The organism is Streptomyces sp. NPDC006610 (genome assembly GCF_040611575.1).
Taxonomy (GTDB): Bacteria; Actinomycetota; Actinomycetes; order Streptomycetales; family Streptomycetaceae; genus Streptomyces.
In genome coordinates this window covers 14,917-32,505 of sequence record NZ_JBEXOP010000059.1, presented here as the reverse complement: position 1 = coordinate 32,505, position 17,589 = coordinate 14,917, and the positions used below count along the sequence as shown (strand labels likewise).

Annotated in this window: 9 protein-coding genes, 1 tRNA gene and 1 rRNA gene; 10 read left to right on the top strand and 1 reads right to left on the bottom strand. The window is 70.6% G+C overall.

Going from position 1 to position 17,589, the window contains the following annotated elements; genetic code table 11:
• From rrf to ABZY13_RS31520, 3 genes are all read left to right on the top strand, one after another.
• Positions 1–86, top strand: a 5S ribosomal RNA gene (gene rrf / locus ABZY13_RS31530); the annotation flags it as partial.
• A gap of 114 nt (positions 87–200) precedes the next feature.
• On the top strand, positions 201–878 hold the full coding sequence (locus ABZY13_RS31525; RefSeq protein WP_356636851.1) for a DegT/DnrJ/EryC1/StrS family aminotransferase: 678 nt from the start codon (positions 201–203) through the stop codon (positions 876–878).
• A gap of 41 nt (positions 879–919) precedes the next feature.
• A tRNA-Thr gene (locus ABZY13_RS31520) sits at positions 920–992 on the top strand.
• A gap of 43 nt (positions 993–1,035) precedes the next feature.
• Here ABZY13_RS31520 and ABZY13_RS31515 read toward each other — a convergent pair.
• A complete protein-coding gene (locus tag ABZY13_RS31515) occupies positions 1,036–3,786 on the bottom strand; it encodes a SpoIIE family protein phosphatase (RefSeq protein ID WP_356636847.1) in 2,751 nt (916 codons plus the stop codon).
• A gap of 400 nt (positions 3,787–4,186) precedes the next feature.
• Between ABZY13_RS31515 and ABZY13_RS31510 the strand changes: the two genes are divergently transcribed.
• The 7 genes from ABZY13_RS31510 (at position 4,187) to ABZY13_RS31480 (ending at position 17,509) form a co-directional block, all read left to right on the top strand.
• Entirely contained in the window at positions 4,187–9,658 is a 5,472-nt protein-coding gene (locus ABZY13_RS31510; RefSeq protein WP_356636845.1) for a HAMP domain-containing protein, read from the top strand.
• Between the two features lie 237 nt (positions 9,659–9,895).
• Positions 9,896–10,576, top strand: a complete 681-nt coding sequence (locus ABZY13_RS31505; RefSeq protein WP_356636843.1) for a response regulator — start codon at positions 9,896–9,898, stop codon at positions 10,574–10,576.
• A 139-nt stretch (positions 10,577–10,715) separates the two neighbouring features.
• Positions 10,716–13,460 carry a DNA translocase FtsK gene (locus ABZY13_RS31500; RefSeq protein WP_356636841.1) on the top strand — a complete coding sequence of 915 codons (2,745 nt, stop codon included), beginning with the start codon at positions 10,716–10,718 and terminating at the stop codon, positions 13,458–13,460.
• Between the two features lie 250 nt (positions 13,461–13,710).
• Positions 13,711–14,553: a helix-turn-helix domain-containing protein gene (locus tag ABZY13_RS31495; RefSeq protein WP_356636839.1), complete on the top strand. Its 843-nt coding sequence runs from the start codon at positions 13,711–13,713 to the stop codon at positions 14,551–14,553.
• Positions 14,554–14,646: 93 nt separating this feature from the next.
• Complete coding sequence (rimO, locus tag ABZY13_RS31490) at positions 14,647–16,164, top strand: 30S ribosomal protein S12 methylthiotransferase RimO (protein WP_356636837.1); 1,518 nt, start codon at positions 14,647–14,649, stop codon at positions 16,162–16,164.
• Positions 16,161–16,967: a CDP-diacylglycerol--glycerol-3-phosphate 3-phosphatidyltransferase gene (gene pgsA, locus ABZY13_RS31485; protein ID WP_356636835.1), complete on the top strand. Its 807-nt coding sequence runs from the start codon at positions 16,161–16,163 to the stop codon at positions 16,965–16,967. Before rimO ends, pgsA begins: the two co-directional genes overlap by 4 nt.
• Positions 16,964–17,509, top strand: coding sequence for a CinA family protein (locus ABZY13_RS31480; RefSeq protein WP_356636833.1), 546 nt, complete (start codon positions 16,964–16,966; stop codon positions 17,507–17,509). The genes pgsA and ABZY13_RS31480 overlap by 4 nt, the downstream gene beginning before the upstream one ends.
• Positions 17,510–17,589 lie beyond the last annotated feature (80 nt).

The window sequence follows — 17,589 nt, the reverse complement described above, 5'->3', positions numbered from 1 at the left end:
GTTACATTCCGAACCCGGAAGCTAAGCCTTACAGCGCCGATGGTACTGCAGGGGGGACCCTGTGGGAGAGTAGGACGCCGCCGAACAATCTTTGAAAGGGTTGGACCCGGAACTTCGGTTCCGGGTCCAACCCTTTTTTATTGTCCGTCACCTCGAGTTCACGTTGCGCAACCACGATCCGCGACATGGGTACTGCTGCAATGCTCAGGGCCGCCGGCGTCGGAGTCGGTGACGAGGTTGTCGTGCCGGCCTTCGGGAACGTCGAAGTCGCCGAGGCCGTGACCCTGGCCGGTGCGCGCCCGGTGTTCGCCGACATCGACCCGGTGTCGTACTGCCTGGACCCGTCGGCCGTCGAAGCGGTCGTCGGCCCGCGTACCGCAGCCGTCGTCGTCGTCCACCGATTTGGCCGGCCCGCGGACCTGGTGCGGCTGCGTGCCGTGGGGCAGCGGCACGGGATTCTCGTGCTGGAGCAGGGGGAGTCCGAGGCTCCTTATGACGAGGTCGCGCAGCGCAGGCAGCGGGCTGCCTATCTGGACGGGAAGCTGAAGGGTGTGCAGACCCCCGACGGGGCCGCGGGGCACACCTATCAGCAGTACGTGGTGCGGGTGCCCGGCAACGGGCGGCCCGATCGGGATGCCTTCGCGCAGGCCCTGCGGGCGCGGGGCGTCGACTGCCGGGTGCCGGTGAAGACGCCGGTCCACCGGATGCCCGAGTACCGGCAGTGCGTGTCGTTGCCGGAGACCGAGCGAGCTGCGGGCGAGACGCTGGCGCTGCCGGTGGACGGCTCGTTGACCAAGCGGGACATGCAGCGGATCGTCTCCGCCTGCAATGCGCTCGGCACGGTCGTGGTTGGGAGCACCAGTCTGTTCGGGGTATGATCTATTCCGTTGCCGCGAGGGAGACCTCGAAAAGGTGACCGGCCCCTATAGCTCAGTCGGCAGAGCGTCTCCATGGTAAGGAGAAGGTCAACGGTTCGATTCCGTTTGGGGGCTCAGCGAAGAAGAGGAAGGCCTCCGCCCGATTGGGCGGGGGCCTTCAGCCGTTCTGGAGGCCCGGGACGCGCATGGCCAGGATGGCCATGTCGTCGGACGGGGCGTCCGAGGCGAAGCGTTCCACGGCTCGCATGATGCGGGCGGCCACCGCGCCCGCCGTAAGACCGGTGCAGGTGGTGAGCACGTCGGCGAGGCCGTCGTCGCCCAGCATGCGGGAGCCCTCGCGGCGTTCGGTGACGCCGTCCGTGACGCACAGCAGGACGTCGCCCGGGTCGAGCGTGACCGTCTCCTCGTAGAGGTCCAGGTCCTCCAGGACGCCGAGGAGCGGCTGGGGCTCGGCCGCCGCCTCCACCGTGCCGTCCTGGCGCAGGCGCAGCGGAAGCGGGTGGCCGGCGCAGACGACCTTGAGTTCGGCGCTGCCGTCCTCCTGGGGGCGCAGCTCGCCGTACAGGAGGGTGAGGAAGCGGCTGCGGGCTCCCTCGTCGAGGATGGCGGAGTTGAGGCGCTGGAGGACGGCCGGGCCGCTGAGGCCCTCGCGGGCCAGGAGACGCAGCGCGTGCCGGGCGAGGCCGGTGACGGCCGCCGCGTTCGGGCCCGTACCGCAGACGTCGCCGATGGCGAAGCCGTACGCGCCGTCGCTGATCGGGAAGACGTCGTAGAAGTCGCCGCCGACCTCGTTGCCCTCGCCGGCCGCGCGGTAGATGACCTCGACCTCGACGCCCTCGATCGTGGGGAGTTCCGGGGGAAGGAGGCTGCGCTGGAGGGACTGGCTGATGGCCGTGCGCTCGGAGTAGAGACGGGCGTTGTCCAGGGCCAGGGCGGCGCGGCGGGAGAGGTCCTCGGCGAGTTCGAGGATCTCCTGGCGGAAGTGTTCGTCGGTGGGCTTGCCGAGGGTCAGCATGCCGATGACGCGGTTGCGGGCGACCAGGGGCAGCACGACCGTCTCGCCGCCGACCGCGGAGGCGGTGGCGTGGGTGGTGCCGATGCCGGAGCTGACCGTGGTGGGCTCGTCGAGGCCGAGGCTGCGCATGGAGGAGCGCAGTGCCGCGTCGTGTGCGGCGCGGGAGGGGGCGGACCAGACGCGGGCTCCGGGGGTGGGTACCGGGTCGGGCGGGGGGATCTTGGCCAGGAGGGACTTGATGCCGTCGATGAGTTCCTCGTCCTCGTGCAGGACGTAGGAGAGGTAGGGCTCCGAGGCCTGGTCGGCGATGGTGTAGACGGCGCACCAGGTGGCGAGGGTCGGCACCGTCATCTGTGCCATCAGGGCGAGGGTCTGGTCGCGGTCCAGGGTGCCGGCGAGGAGGTCGGAGGCCTCGACGAGGAAGCTGAGCGAGCCGCGGCGCAGCCGTTCCAGTTCGCCGAGGCGGGCCGACTCGACGGCCAGCGCGATGCGGTCGGCGGCGAACTGCAGGCGCAGCGCCTCTTCGTTGGAGTAGCGGCCGGGGGATTCGGCGGCGACGCCGAGGGAGCCGGTGAGGCGGCCCTCGACCTTGAGCGGGACGGTGACGACGGAGCGCATGCCCGTGCCGTGGAGGAGGGGCACGGCGCCCGGCACCGCGGTGAGGTCGTCGTGGACGGCCGGCATCCGTGCGGAGCCGTAGCGGCCGGGGCCGGCCTCGACGGGAACGCGGGCGAAACGCTGGCGCGCGGAGGGCAGGCCGGTCGAGGCGCGCACTTCCAGCTCCGTTTCGTCGTCGGTGGCGAGGAGGAGGAAGGCGGCGTCGCCGTCGAGCATGTCGCGGGCGCGTTCGACGGTGCGCTGGAGGAGGCCGTCGAGGTCGTCGGGGGCGGGGGAGCCGATGAACACCTCGAAGGGGTCGGTGCTTTGGCCCTCGGCGGTGACGCTCGTGTCGGAGGAGGCCAGGCGCATTGGCGTCTGGAGCACGGCGCGTTCGTGGTCGCGCACGAGGAGGCAGACCGTGGAGGGTTCGCCGGCGGAGTCGCGGACGCGCAGGTGGGAGGCGTAGACGGGGACGACGCGGCCGGCCGCGTTGCGGATGCCGTAACTGCCTTCCCAGCGGGACAGTTGGAGCGCCTCGGCGATGCCGGTGCCGGTGCCGGGGGTGTGCGGCCAGGCGGCGAGGTCGGTGAGGGGTTTGCCGACGACCTGTTCGGCCTGGTAGCCGAAGAGGTCCTCGGCGTCCTCGTTCCAGGCGGCGACGGCGCCGCCGCGGTCGACCTGGACGACGGCGACGCGGACGCGGCCGTCGGCGAGCGGGAGGAGGTCGGCCGGGAGGGAGGGACCGGCGGCGCGGGTGCCCACGGTGCGCTCGGGGAGGTCGAGTTGGAACCAGACCTTCTTGTGGGTGGGCGTGTAGTCGACGCCCCAGTGGCCGGCCAGGGCCGCGCACAGCTGGAGGCCGCGGCCGCCCTCGCGGTCGGGGCTGCCCATGCTGACGGCGGAGGACTGGAGCGGGACCTCGCGCTCCGGGTAGTGGTCGGCGACCTCGATGCGTACGCCGGACTCGGTGCGCAGGCACAGGACGTCGGCGGTGGTGCCGGCGTGCACCACGGCGTTGGTGACCAGTTCGCTGGTGAGGACCACGGCGTCGTCGACGACGTCGGCGTACCCCCAGCCCTGGAGGGTGTCGCGGACGAAGGAGCGTGCGGAGGCGACCGAGCGCCCGACGGGCTCGAAACTGGCGGCCGCGCGCGCGGTGATCACGGAACTCCTCGACCTGCTTTCGACGTGCTGGGCTGCGGGGCCGACCGGCTCGCGTCGCGCCTGCGACGGCATGCTGTCCGTCGGCCGGGGGTCCGGGGGCTGTCCCCCCGGGATCAGTCCGGTGGTCATTGCGGCCGCCCCTCCGATGCCCGCTCGTATCCGTGCCACCGCCCAGGCCGGACGGACCGGCGTGGCTGGACAGCCGCATGCAAGGTTACTTACCTTCACGGGCCGTGCGGATGCCGGTCCGTGTGGTTTACGCCCTGAAGGGTGTGCGGACGATGTGCGAAGCTGCCGAACGGTTATGGCCGGGTTCAGCCGGGGTGAAACACTGGGCAGGCTTGTCGAGAGAGGTCCGGGCAGGCCGAGTGCGTTCCCCGGAACTGGGCAGCAGCCCCTGGCGCGGTCCGGTTCGGTCCGGCGGGCGTGCGGAACAGAAGTAAGAGAAGTAACAGCAGTACACAGACGTTGTACCCGAGCACAGAGCACAGAGCACAGCGAAATGGTCGATCCCCGCGGGAGGGACACAGTGGAGTCTGGCGCAGCGACGCGGGGCACGAAGCCGCGCGCGAAGGGCGGACCGTCCCCGAGCAGCAGGCGGGTGCCCCCCAGCGGCACCACCGAGGTGGACACTGCATCCCTGAACCGGCTGCTGGCGGCTCTCGTCTCGATGCGCGACGGGAACTTCCGCAAGCGGCTCACGGTGTCCGGCGACGGCGTTATGTCGGAGATCGCGGCCGTCTTCAACGAGGTGGCCGACCGCAATCTGCACGTGACCGGTGAGCTGTCGCGGGTGCGGCGGGTGGTGGGGCGTGAGGGGAAGCTCACGGAGCGGCTGGAGACGGGGGCCTGCGAGGGGTCCTGGGCTGCGGCGATCGACGCGTCGAACGCGCTGGTCGACGATCTCGTGTGGCCGGTGTCCGAGGTGGGCCGGGTGCTCTCGGCGGTGGCGGAGGGCGACCTGTCGCCGCGGATGGAGCTGCGGACGCAGGCCCCGGACGGGAGCGGGCATCCGCTGCGCGGGGAGTTCCTGAAGGTCGGGCGGACGGTCAACAACCTGGTCGACCAGCTGTCGACGTTCACCGACGAGGTCACGCGGGTGGCCAGCGAGGTGGGCACCGAGGGGAAGCTGGGCGGGCAGGCGCGGCTGCGCGGCATGTCGGGTTCGTGGAAGGACCTGACGGAGTCCGTCAACACCATGGCGAACCGGCTGACGGCGCAGGTGCGGGACATCGCGCTGGTGACGACGGCCGTTGCCAAGGGTGATCTGTCCCGGAAGGTCACGGTGGACGTGGCCGGCGAGATGCTGGAGCTGAAGGAAACCGTCAACACGATGGTGGACCAGCTCTCGGCGTTCTCCTCCGAGGTGACGCGGGTGGCCCGTGAGGTGGGCACCGAGGGCGAGCTGGGCGGGCAGGCGCGGGTGCCCGGGGTGGCCGGCGTGTGGAAGGAGCTGACCGACTCCGTCAACACCATGGCCGGGAACCTCACGGCCCAGGTGCGCGGCATCGCGGAGGTGACGACCGCGGTCGCGAACGGTGATCTGTCGCGCAAGGTGACGGTGCAGGCGCGCGGCGAGGTCGCGCAGCTCGCCGAGACGATCAACCAGATGACCGAGACGCTGCGGATCTTCGCGGACGAGGTCACGCGCGTGGCCAACGAGGTCGGCGCGGAGGGGCGGCTCGGCGGTCAGGCGAACGTGCCGGGGGCGGCGGGGACGTGGAAGGACCTCACGGACTCCGTGAACACGGTGTTCCGGAACCTGACGACGCAGGTGCGGGACATCGCCGCGGTGACGACGGCCGTGGCGCGCGGTGATCTGTCGCAGAAGGTCACGGTGGACGTGGCCGGCGAGATGCTGGAGCTGAAGAACACCGTCAACGGGATGGTGGACCAGCTGTCGGCGTTCGGTTCCGAGGTCACGCGGGTGGCGCGGGAGATCGGCGACGAGGGCGAGCTGGGCGGCCAGGCGCAGGTGCCGGGGGCGGCGGGGACGTGGAAGGACCTCACGGACTCCGTCAACACGGCGTTCAGGAATCTCACCGGTCAGGTGAGGAACATCGCCCAGGTGACGACGGCGGTGGCCAACGGCGACCTGTCGCAGAAGGTCACGGTGGACGTGTCGGGCGAGATGCTCCAGCTGAAGAACACCGTGAACACGATGGTGGACCAGTTGTCGTCGTTCGCCGACCAGGTCACGCGGATGGCGCGGGACGTCGGCACGGAGGGCCGGCTGGGCGGTCAGGCGCGCGTGGACGGCGTGTCGGGCACCTGGAAGGAGCTGACCGACTCGGTCAACTCCATCACCGGCAACCTCACCGCGCAGGTGCGGCAGATCGCGCAGGTGACGACGGCGGTCGCGCGCGGTGACCTGTCGCAGAAGATCACCGTGGACGCGCGCGGGGAGATCCTGGAGCTGAAGAACACCGTCAACACGATGGTCGACCAGCTCTCCGCGTTCGCCGACCAGGTGACGCGGGTGGCCCGTGAGGTGGGCACGGAGGGCCGACTGGGCGGTCAGGCTCAGGTGCCGGGCGTCGCGGGCGTGTGGCGGGACCTGACCGACTCGGTGAACGGCATGGCCGGCAACCTGACGGCCCAGGTGCGGCAGATCGCTCAGGTCGCCACGGCGGTCGCGCGCGGTGACCTGTCGCAGAAGATCACGGTCGACGCGCGCGGCGAGATCCTGGAGCTGAAGAACACCCTGAACACGATGGTGGACCAGCTGTCGTCGTTCGCCGAGGAGGTCACCCGGGTCGCCCGCGAGGTGGGCACCGAGGGCAAGCTGGGCGGTCAGGCCGAGGTGCAGGGGGTCTCCGGCACCTGGAAGGACCTCACCCAGTCGGTGAACTTCATGGCGAACAACCTCACCGTACAGGTGCGCAGCATCGCCGACGTGACGACCGCGGTGGCCAAGGGCGACCTGTCGAAGAAGATCACCGTCGACGCCAAGGGCGAGATCCTCGAACTGGTCACCACCGTCAACACGATGGTCGACCAGCTGTCGTCCTTCGCCGACCAGGTGACGCGGGTGGCGCGCGAGGTGGGCACCGAGGGCATTCTGGGCGGCCAGGCGCACGTGCCGGGCGTCACGGGCATCTGGAAGGACCTCAGCGACAACGTCAACCTGATGGCGAAGAACCTCACCATGCAGGTGCGGAACATCTCGCAGGTCGCGGCGGCGGTCGCCAACGGCGACCTGACGCGGACCGTGACGATCGAGGCGCGCGGTGAGGTGGCGCAGCTCGCCGATACGTTCAACACGATGGTCAAGACGCTGAGTTCGTTCGCCGAGCAGGTCACGAAGGTGGCCCGCGAGGTGGGCACGGACGGGATCCTCGGCGGTCAGGCGCATGTGCCGGGTGTGGCCGGCACCTGGAAGGACCTCACCGAGTCGGTGAACCAGATGGCGTCCAACCTGACCGGCCAGGTCCGCAACATCGCCATGGTCACGACGGCCATCGCCAAGGGCGACCTGACGAAGAAGATCGACATCGATGCGCGGGGCGAGATCCTGGAGCTGAAGACGACCATCAACACGATGGTGGATCAGCTGTCGTCGTTCGCCGAGGAGGTCACCCGGGTCGCCCGCGAGGTGGGCACGGAGGGCCAGCTGGGCGGTCAGGCGCGGGTGCGGGACGTGGACGGCACCTGGCGGGACCTGACGGAGTCGGTGAACGAGATGGCCGGGAACCTGACCCGGCAGGTGCGGGCGATCGCGCGGGTGGCGACGGCGGTGACCCGCGGAGACCTGAACCTGAAGATCGACGTGGACGCGTCCGGGGAGATCCAGGAACTCCAGGACTACATCAACAAGATGATCGCCAACCTGCGCGACACCACCATGGCCAACAAGGAGCAGGACTGGCTCAAGGGCAACCTCGCCCGGATCTCCGCGCTGATGCAGGGCCGCCGCGACCTGGACGACGTGGCCTCGCTGATCATGAGCGAGCTGACGCCGGTGGTCTCGGCGCAGCACGGCGCGTTCTTCCTGGCGATGCCGCTCTCCGACGGCAAGGACCCGGGCGCGGACAAGGAGGACCAGTACGAGCTGCGGATGCTGGGGTCGTACGGCTACTCGATGGGGTCGATGCCGACGTCGTTCCGGCCGGGTGAGGCGCTGGTCGGCACGGCGGCCAAGGAAAAGCGCACGATCCTGGTGGAGGACGCGCCCAGCGGCTACCTGAAGATCTCCTCCGGGCTCGGCGAGGCCCCGCCCGCTCAGGTGATCGTGCTGCCGGTGCTGTTCGAGGGCAAGGTGCTCGGCGTCATCGAACTGGCGTCGTTCACGCCGTTCACGCAGATCCAGAAGGACTTCCTCAACCAGATCGCCGAGATGATCGCCACCAGCGTCAACACCATCTCCGTCAACACCAAGACGGAGGTGCTGCTGAAGCAGTCGCAGGAGCTGACCGAGCAACTGCGGGAGCGGTCGGCGGAGTTGGAGAACCGGCAGAAGGCGCTGCAGGCGTCGAACGCGGAACTGGAGGAGAAGGCCGAGCTGCTGGCGCGGCAGAACCGCGACATCGAGGTGAAGAACACCGAGATCGAGGAGGCGCGGCAGGTCCTGGAGGAGCGGGCCGAGCAGCTCGCGGTGTCGATGCGCTACAAGAGCGAGTTCCTCGCCAACATGTCGCACGAGCTGCGGACGCCGCTCAACTCGCTGTTGATCCTGGCCAAGCTGCTGGCCGACAACGCGGACGGCAACCTCACGCCGAAGCAGGTCGAGTTCGCCGAGACGATCCACGGGGCGGGCTCCGACCTGCTGCAGCTGATCAACGACATCCTCGACCTGTCGAAGGTGGAGGCGGGCAAGATGGACGTCTCCCCGACGCGCATCGCCCTGGTCCAGCTCGTCGACTACGTGGAGGCCACCTTCCGGCCGCTGACCGCGGAGAAGGGCCTGGACCTGTCGGTGCGGGTGTCGCCGGAGCTGCCCGCCACGCTGCACACCGACGAGCAGCGGCTGCTGCAGGTGCTGCGCAACCTGCTGTCGAACGCGGTGAAGTTCACCGACTCAGGTTCGGTGGAGCTGGTCATCCGGCCGGCCCGGGACGACGTCCCGCACGGCATCCGGGAGCAGTTGCTGGAGGCCGGTTCGCTGACCGACCCGGACGCCGATCTGATCGCGTTCTCGGTGACGGACACCGGCATCGGCATCGCGGCGAGCAAGATGCGGGTGATCTTCGAGGCGTTCAAGCAGGCCGACGGCACCACCAGCCGCAAGTACGGCGGCACGGGGCTGGGGCTGTCCATCTCGCGGGAGATCGCGCAGCTGCTCGGCGGTGAGATCCACGCGCAGAGCGAGCCGGGGCGCGGTTCGACGTTCACGCTGTACCTGCCGCTGCACCCGAGCGAGCTGCCGCCGCACGGCTACCAGCAGCTGCCGGCCGGGGCGCCGTCCGGGGAGCCGGCCGAGTGGCCCGAGCTGTCCGAGGCGGCGGGGGAGACGCCGGCGGAGGTGAAGTCGTACCACGAGACCCAGAACGGCGCGGCCGCGCTGTTCCGGCGCCGTCGCCGGGCCGCATCGTCGGCGGCCTTCGGGGAGCCGCGCGCGCTGGCGCCCGAGCAGCGGGCGGGCGGCGAGGCGGAGGCGCAGCCGCAGCCGCGCGCGGGGGTGCGGTTCGGCGGGGAGAAGGTGCTGATCGTCGACGACGACATCCGCAACGTCTTCGCGCTGACCAGCGTTCTGGAGCAGCACGGGCTGTCGGTGCTGTACGCCGAGAACGGCCGCGAGGGCATCGAGGTGCTGGAGCAGCACGACGACGCGGCGGTGGTGCTGATGGACATCATGATGCCGGAGATGGACGGGTACGCGACGACGACGGCGATCCGCCGGATGCCTCAGTTCGCGGGTCTGCCGATCATCGCGCTCACCGCGAAGGCGATGAAGGGGGACCGGGAGAAGGCGATCGAGTCGGGCGCCTCCGACTACGTGACCAAGCCGGTCGACCCCGATCACCTGCTGACGGTGATGGAGCAGTGGATGCATGGAGAATGAACGGTGACGTTCGCGCGCAGGCGGTGACGGAGGGCGTCCCCGGTCGTGTAGACGTACCCCATCGAGGGAACCTTCTGATCCTCCGCTGCGTTTTGCTATGTGCACAGTGACATCGCGGTGACAGGGTGTGGCGATGAGCGGGGTACGGCTACGATGACCGGCACGAGGATGGGCGGCGCAACGGAGTCGTCCCACGGGGCGGCGCCCGGTGCACTGCCGGGGCGAGGAGGGCGGGCCATGGTGCAGAAGGCCAAGATCCTCCTGGTCGATGACCGGCCGGAGAATCTGCTGGCGCTGGAGGCGATCCTCTCGGCGCTCGATCAGACGCTGGTGCGGGCATCGTCCGGGGAGGAGGCGCTCAAAGCGCTGCTCACGGACGACTTCGCGGTCATCCTGCTGGATGTCCAGATGCCGGGCATGGACGGTTTCGAGACGGCCGCGCACATCAAGCGGCGGGAGCGGACCCGGGACATCCCGATCATCTTCCTCACGGCGATCAACCACGGGCCGCACCACACCTTCCGCGGGTACGCGGCGGGCGCGGTCGACTACATCTCCAAGCCGTTCGACCCGTGGGTGCTGCGGGCGAAGGTCTCCGTGTTCGTCGAGCTGTACATGAAGAACTGCCAGCTGCGCGAGCAGGCGGCGCTGCTGCGGCTCCAGTTGGAGGGCGGCGGCAAGGACGCGGTGGGCGGCGGCAAGGAGCCGGCCGGGTTGCTGGCCGAGCTGTCGGCGCGGCTCGCGGCCGTGGAGGAGCAGGCCGAGGCGCTGTCCAAGCAGCTGGACGACGAGTCGGCGGACGCCGCCGCGGTGGCCACGGCGGCTCATCTGGAGCGCAAGCTCACCGGGTTGCGGCGGGCTCTGGACGCCCTGGAGCCGGGATCCGGCGGGCCGGCGTCGGTGCCGTCGCAGAACTGACCCACGGGTGAGGCCGGTTGGCCGTCCGGCGGCGCGCCCGTGAACGGGCGTCAGCTTCGCGCCTCCGCCGAAACGACACGAACGGGTGAAGCAGTGGGCACGCGTGTCCACCGGCGTCTCCCCAGGTAACCTCACACCCATGGCCTCACGTCCCTCCGCAGCCAAGAAGCAGCCCGCGAAGAAGGCGGCTCCCGCGAAGGCTCCGGCGAGGAGGGCCGCCGCCAAGAAGGCGCCCGCGAAGGCTCCGGCGAAGAAGGCCGCGGCGAAGAGGGCCGCACCCCCCAAGCCGGCTCCCAGCCCGACCGGCGGCGTCTACCGGCTGGTGCGCGCCCTGTGGCTCGGCCTCGCGCACGCCGTCGGCGCCGTGTTCCGCGGCATAGGGCAGGGCGCCAGGAACCTCGACCCGGCCCACCGCAAGGACGGCGTCGCCCTGCTGCTGCTCGGCCTCGCGCTCGTCGTGGCCGCCGGCACCTGGTCCAGCCTGCGCGGTCCCGTCGGCGACCTGGTCGAGATGCTCGTCACCGGCGCTTTCGGCCGGCTCGACCTGCTCGTGCCGATCCTGCTCGCGGTCGTCGCCGTGCGCCTCATCCGCCATCCCGAGCAGCCCGAGGCCAACGGCCGCATCGTCATCGGCCTGTCCGCGCTCGTCATCGGCGTCCTCGGCCAGGTCCACATCGCCTGCGGCTCGCCCGCCCGCTCCGACGGCATGCAGCCCATACGGGACGCCGGCGGCCTCATCGGCTGGGGCGCGGCGACCCCGCTGACGTACACCGTCACCGAGGTGCTCGCCGTACCGCTGCTCCTGCTGCTGACCGTCTTCGGCCTGCTCGTCGTCACGGCCACCCCGGTCAACGCCGTGCCGCAGCGGCTGCGGCTGCTCGGCGTGAAGCTCGGCCTGCTCCGCGACCCCGGGACCGACGCGTTCGGCGACGACGGGCTGGAGGAGGACGACGACCGCTACGAACAGCAGTGGCGGGAGTCGCTGCCGGCGCGCCGCGGCAGGCGCGGCCCGGCACGGCAGCCGTACGACCCGGACGAGGTGGAGCAGGAGGCGCTCGCCCGGCGGCGTGGCCGGCCGCGCCGCTCCGCCGTGCCGCAGCCCGACATGGACCGGCAGCCGGACGCCGTGGACGTCGCCGCTGCCGCCGCCGCGGCGCTCGACGGGGCCGTCCTGCACGGCATGCCGCCCTCCCCGGTCGTCGCCGACCTCACCCAGGGCGTCGGCGTCGCCGACCGCGCGGAGCCCACCCCCACGCCCGTCCCGGCCGCCCGCCCCGAGCCGCGGCAGGCCGAGCCCCGGCGGCCCGAGCCGGTGCAGCCCGAGGCCGCGGTCCCCGACCTCACCAAGACCCCGCCCGCCGCCCCGCGCGAACTGCCGCCCCGCGCCGAGCAACTCCAGCTGTCCGGCGACATCACCTACGCCCTGCCCTCGCTCGACCTGCTCACCCGCGGCGGCCCCGGCAAGTCGCGCAGCGCCGCCAACGACGCCATCGTCGCGTCGCTCACCACCGTCTTCACCGAGTTCAAGGTCGACGCCCGCGTCACCGGCTTCACGCGCGGGCCGACGGTCACCCGCTACGAGGTCGAACTCGGCCCCGCCGTCAAGGTGGAGCGGATCACCGCCCTCACCAAGAACATCGCGTACGCCGTCGCCAGCCCCGACGTGCGGATCATCAGCCCGATCCCCGGCAAGTCCGCCGTCGGCATCGAGATCCCGAACACCGATCGCGAGATGGTCAATCTCGGCGACGTGCTGCGCCTCGCGGAGTCCGCCGAGGACGACGACCCGATGCTGGTCGCGTTCGGCAAGGACGTCGAGGGCGGCTACGTCATGCACTCGCTGGCGAAGATGCCGCACATGCTGGTCGCCGGCGCCACCGGGTCCGGCAAGTCCTCGTGCATCAACTGCCTCATCACGTCCGTGATGATGCGGGCCACCCCCGAGGACGTGCGCATGGTCCTCGTCGACCCCAAACGCGTCGAACTGACCGCCTACGAGGGCATTCCGCACCTCATCACGCCCATCATCACCAACCCCAAGCGGGCCGCCGAGGCGCTCCAGTGGGTCGTACGGGAGATGGACCTGCGGTACGACGACCTGGCGGCATTCGGTTACCGGCACATCGACGACTTCAACGAGGCCGTGCGCAGCGGCAAGCTGAAGACGCCCGAGGGCAGTGAGCGCGAGCTCCAGCCCTACCCCTACCTGCTGGTGATCGTGGACGAGCTGGCCGACCTGATGATGGTGGCCCCGCGCGACGTCGAGGACGCCATCGTGCGCATCACGCAGCTCGCCCGCGCGGCCGGCATCCACCTCGTCCTCGCCACACAGCGGCCCTCCGTCGACGTGGTCACCGGACTGATCAAGGCGAACGTGCCCTCGCGGCTGGCGTTCGCGACGTCCTCGCTGGCGGACTCGCGGGTCATCCTCGACCAGCCCGGTGCCGAGAAGCTGATCGGCAAGGGCGACGGGCTGTTCCTGCCGATGGGCGCGAACAAACCCATTCGCATGCAGGGCGCGTTCGTCACGGAGGAAGAGGTCCAGGCGGTCGTCCAGCACTGCAAGGACCAGATGGCGCCGGTCTTCCGCGACGACGTCACCGTCGGCAGCAAGCAGAAGAAGGAGATCGACGAGGACATCGGCGACGACCTCGACCTGCTGTGCCAGGCGGCCGAGCTGGTGGTCTCCACGCAGTTCGGGTCGACGTCCATGCTCCAGCGCAAGCTGCGCGTCGGCTTCGCCAAGGCCGGGCGGCTGATGGACCTCATGGAGTCGCGGAACATCGTCGGCCCGAGCGAGGGCTCCAAGGCGCGTGACGTTCTCGTGAAACCCGATGAGCTGGATGGCGTGCTCGCCGTCATCCGTGGGGAGTCTGAATCGTAGGAAGACGGTGCCCGGCGGTGCGCCCGCGACCGTGGTTGCGCGATCGTGACCTGGCCGTCAGCGATCATTGGGCAACTGTTTCCCCCGGTCGTACGTCAATGTGAGGGAAGCGAAAAGCGCGTAACCCACCATCGGGATGACGGGCCATTCCGATGGCGTACAAATCCCACCGCCCGGTTGCCCGACCCTTTCGCACCCCCCCTAGACTGAACCTCCAGCACAGGTGGCTACACGCTCGAAAGGCGCCCCCGTGTCCATCGGCAACTCCCCTGAAGACGAGCGTCCGTTCGAAGATGTAAGCGACGTGTCCGAAGACCGCCCCTCCATCGGCACCGTGCTCCGGCAGGCGCGCACCGCGGCCGGCCTGACCGTCGACGACGTCAGCAGCGCCACCCGAGTGCGTGTCGCCATCGTGCACGCGATCGAGTCCGACGACTTCGCGCCCTGCGGCGGCGACGTCTACGCCCGCGGGCACATCAGGACCCTGGCCAAGCACGTCCACCTGGATCCGGCGCCTCTCATCGCCCAGTACGACGCCGAGCACGGCGGGCGCCCCGCGCCGACGCCCGCGGCTCCCCTGTTCGAGGCGGAGCGCATCCGCCCGGAGCGCCGGGGACCGAACTGGACCGCGGCCATGGTCGCCGCGATCGTCGTCGTGGTCGGCTTCGTCGGCTTCACCGTCGTCAAGGGCGGCGACTCCGACGCCGGTGCCGAGGCGCAGGCAGGCGGCGCAGAGCCCTCGACCAGCGTCTCCGCCTCTCCCGGCAAGACCAAGAAACCCGCCGCGCCCAAGCCGGACGCGACCGAGAGCGCCATCGCCGCCGCGCCGCAGGACAAGGTGACCGTCCGAGTCAGCGCCGAGGACGGCCGCAGCTGGATCTCCGCCAAGGACCACAACGGCCGGCTGCTGTTCGACGGACTCCTCAACCAGGGCGACAGCAAGACCTTCCAGGACAGCTCGAAGATCAACCTGGTGCTCGGCGACGCCGGCGCCATCCAGCTGTACGTGAACGGCAAGAAGATCGACGACGACTTCCGGCCCGGCGCCGTTGAGCGGCTCACCTACACCAAGGGCGACCCCCAGGTCGGCTGAGCCGGTCGAGGTTCACACCACGGTGACGGGGAGGCCGGGACCGGCCAACCCCGTCGACGTGGGGTGTCGCCGGGACGAAGTAGTCTTGAGCCCATGCCTGAACGCCGTACCGTCGCACTCGTCACCCTTGGCTGCGCCCGTAACGAGGTGGACTCGGAGGAGCTCGCAGGCCGCTTGGAGGCGGACGGCTGGGAGCTCGTCGAGGACGCCGAGGACGCGGACGTCGCCGTCGTCAACACCTGCGGATTCGTCGAGGCCGCCAAGAAGGACTCCGTCGACGCCCTGCTGGAGGCCAACGATCTCAAGGGCCACGGCAGAACCCAGGCCGTGGTCGCCGTCGGGTGCATGGCCGAGCGGTACGGCAAGGAACTGGCCGAGGCGCTCCCCGAGGCCGACGGAGTGCTCGGCTTCGACGACTACGCCGACATCTCCGACCGGCTCCAGACCATTCTGAACGGCGGCATCCACGCCGCTCACACCCCCCGCGACCGGCGCAAACTGCTGCCGATCTCCCCGGCCGAGCGGCAGACGGCGACCGACGTCGCCCTGCCCGGGCACGGCGCGCCCACCGATCTGCCCGAGGGCCTGGCCCCGCAGTCCGGCCCCCGCGCTCCGCTGCGCCGCCGGCTGGACGGCTCCCCGGTCGCCTCCGTCAAGCTCGCCTCCGGCTGCGACCGGCGCTGCAGCTTCTGCGCCATCCCGTCCTTCCGCGGCTCCTTCATCTCCCGCCGCCCCAGCGACGTGCTGAACGAGACCCGCTGGCTGGCCGAGCAGGGCGTCAAGGAGATCATGCTGGTCTCCGAGAACAACACCTCCTACGGCAAGGACCTGGGCGACATCCGCCTGCTGGAGTCCTTGCTGCCGGAGCTGGCCGAGGTGGACGGCATCGAGCGGGTCCGCGTCAGCTACCTCCAGCCCGCCGAGATGCGGCCCGGCCTGATCGACGTGCTGACCTCGACGCCGAAGGTCGCCCCCTACTTCGACCTGTCCTTCCAGCACTCCGCGCCCGACGTGCTGCGCCGGATGCGCCGTTTCGGCGACACCGACCGGTTCCTGGAGCTGCTCGACACCATCCGCGGCAAGGCGCCCGAGGCCGGCGTGCGGTCCAACTTCATCGTGGGCTTCCCCGGCGAGACCGAGGCCGACCTGGCCGAGCTGGAGCGGTTCCTGAACCACGCGCGGCTGGACGCCATCGGAGTCTTCGGCTACTCCGACGAGGAGGGCACCGAGGCCGCGACCTACGACGGCAAGCTGCCCGAGGACGTCGTCGCCGAGCGGCTCGCGCGGGTCTCCCGGCTCGCGGAGGAACTGGTCTCGCAGCGGGCCGAGGAGCGCGTCGGCCAGGTCGTGCGCGTGCTCGTGGAGTCGGTGGACGACGAGGGCGTCCTCGGGCGGGGCGAGCACCAGGCGCCGGAGACGGACGGGCAGGTGCTGCTCACGAGCGGCGAAGGACTGCGCCCCGGTCGTATGGTCGAGGCGAAGGTGGTCGGTACGGAAGGTGTCGACCTGGTGGCCGAGCCGTTGCCGGAGGCGCTCGCGGGCGCCGCGGCGGACGGCCCGGCCGCGGAACGCGCCGACGGGCACAGGCTCAGTGAGGAGGCGGGCAGATGACCGGAGTTCCGGCGTCCGCCGCGGACGGCTCCGCCCAGGCGAACGGGGCGGCCTCCTTTGGAGCGGTGGCGTCGTCCTCCGGTGGGTCCCCCGGCGGGACGGGCTCCCAGGGGCCGGTTCCCGGTCGGTCGGGACCGGGTGCGCCGGCCGCCCCCGGCGGTGAGCCCGGCGGGAAGCCGGTGCGCGGCGGCAAGATCGCGGCGGCGGCCGTCAACCAGGCCAGCGTGTGGAACATCGCCAACCTGCTGACCATGCTCCGGCTCCTGCTGGTCCCCGCGTTCGTCGCGCTGATGCTGACCGACGGCGGCTACGACCCGGCCTGGCGCTCGCTCGCCTGGGCCGCCTTCGCCATCGCCATGATCACCGACCTGTTCGACGGTCACCTGGCGCGCACCTACAACCTCGTCACGGACTTCGGGAAGATCGCCGACCCCATCGCCGACAAGGCGATCATGGGGGCGGCGCTCATCTGTCTGTCGGCGCTGGGCGACCTGCCCTGGTGGGTGACGGCCGTCATCCTCGGCCGGGAACTCGGGATCACCCTGCTGCGTTTTCTGGTCATTCGTTACGGCGTCATCCCGGCGAGCCGCGGGGGCAAACTGAAGACGCTCACCCAGGGCGTCGCCGTCGGGATGTACGTGCTGGCGCTGACAGGCTGGCTCGCTACCTTGAGATTCTGGGTCATGGCCGCGGCGGTCGTTTTGACCGTGGTGACCGGTCTGGACTATGTGAGACAGGCCATTGTGCTGCGCAGGCGGGGAATCGCCGAGCGCAAGGCCGTGTTGGAGGAGACGGAAGCGTGAGTTCCCCGGCCGCCGACGTGGTGCGACTACTGACGGTGAGAGGCGAGACCGTCGCCGTCGCCGAGTCGCTGACCGGTGGCCTGGTCGCCGCGGAGATCACGGCAGTTCCCGGGGCGTCCAAGGCGTTCCGCGGCTCCGTCACGGCGTACGCCACGGCGCTGAAGCAGGAGGTGCTCGGCGTCGACGCCACCCTGCTGGCGCAGCGTGGAGCGGTGGACCCGCAGGTCGCTGCCCAGATGGCAGCCGGCGTGCGGAAGTTGCTCGGCGCCGACTGGGGCCTGGCCACCACCGGGGTCGCAGGTCCCGAACCCCAGGACGGACAGCCCGTCGGCACGGTATACGTGGCCCTGGACGGGCCGTTCGCAGCGGGCGCCGATTCCGCCGGTGGCGGAAAAGTGGAGGCGCTGAGGTTGAACGGCGAGCGTGCGGAAATTCGTAGAGAGAGTGTACGGAGCGTGCTCGCACTGCTTCTCACGGAGCTTGCGGGCGAACAGACCGGAAATGAGCGGGCACAGGATACGGAACGGAACGGGGGGTTTTGATGTTTGCAGCCCTGAGTGAACACGACATCGCTCCCCGCACGGCCGCGGCGCGAGGCGGTACGGTGGGGCGAGAAGGATGC

What these genes read in the sequence shown, in the direction of transcription:
- ABZY13_RS31525 (WP_356636851.1), top strand. Translation starts at nt 201, where the DNA reads ATGCTCAGGGCCGCCGGCGTCGGAGTCGGTGACGAGGTTGTCGTGCCG.
- ABZY13_RS31515 (WP_356636847.1), bottom strand. Translation starts at nt 3,786, where the DNA reads ATGACCACCGGACTGATCCCGGGGGGACAGCCCCCGGACCCCCGGCCG.
- ABZY13_RS31505 (WP_356636843.1), top strand. Translation starts at nt 9,896, where the DNA reads ATGGTGCAGAAGGCCAAGATCCTCCTGGTCGATGACCGGCCGGAGAAT.
- ABZY13_RS31500 (WP_356636841.1), top strand. Translation starts at nt 10,716, where the DNA reads ATGGCCTCACGTCCCTCCGCAGCCAAGAAGCAGCCCGCGAAGAAGGCG.
- rimO (WP_356636837.1), top strand. Translation starts at nt 14,647, where the DNA reads ATGCCTGAACGCCGTACCGTCGCACTCGTCACCCTTGGCTGCGCCCGT.
- pgsA (WP_356636835.1), top strand. Translation starts at nt 16,161, where the DNA reads ATGACCGGAGTTCCGGCGTCCGCCGCGGACGGCTCCGCCCAGGCGAAC.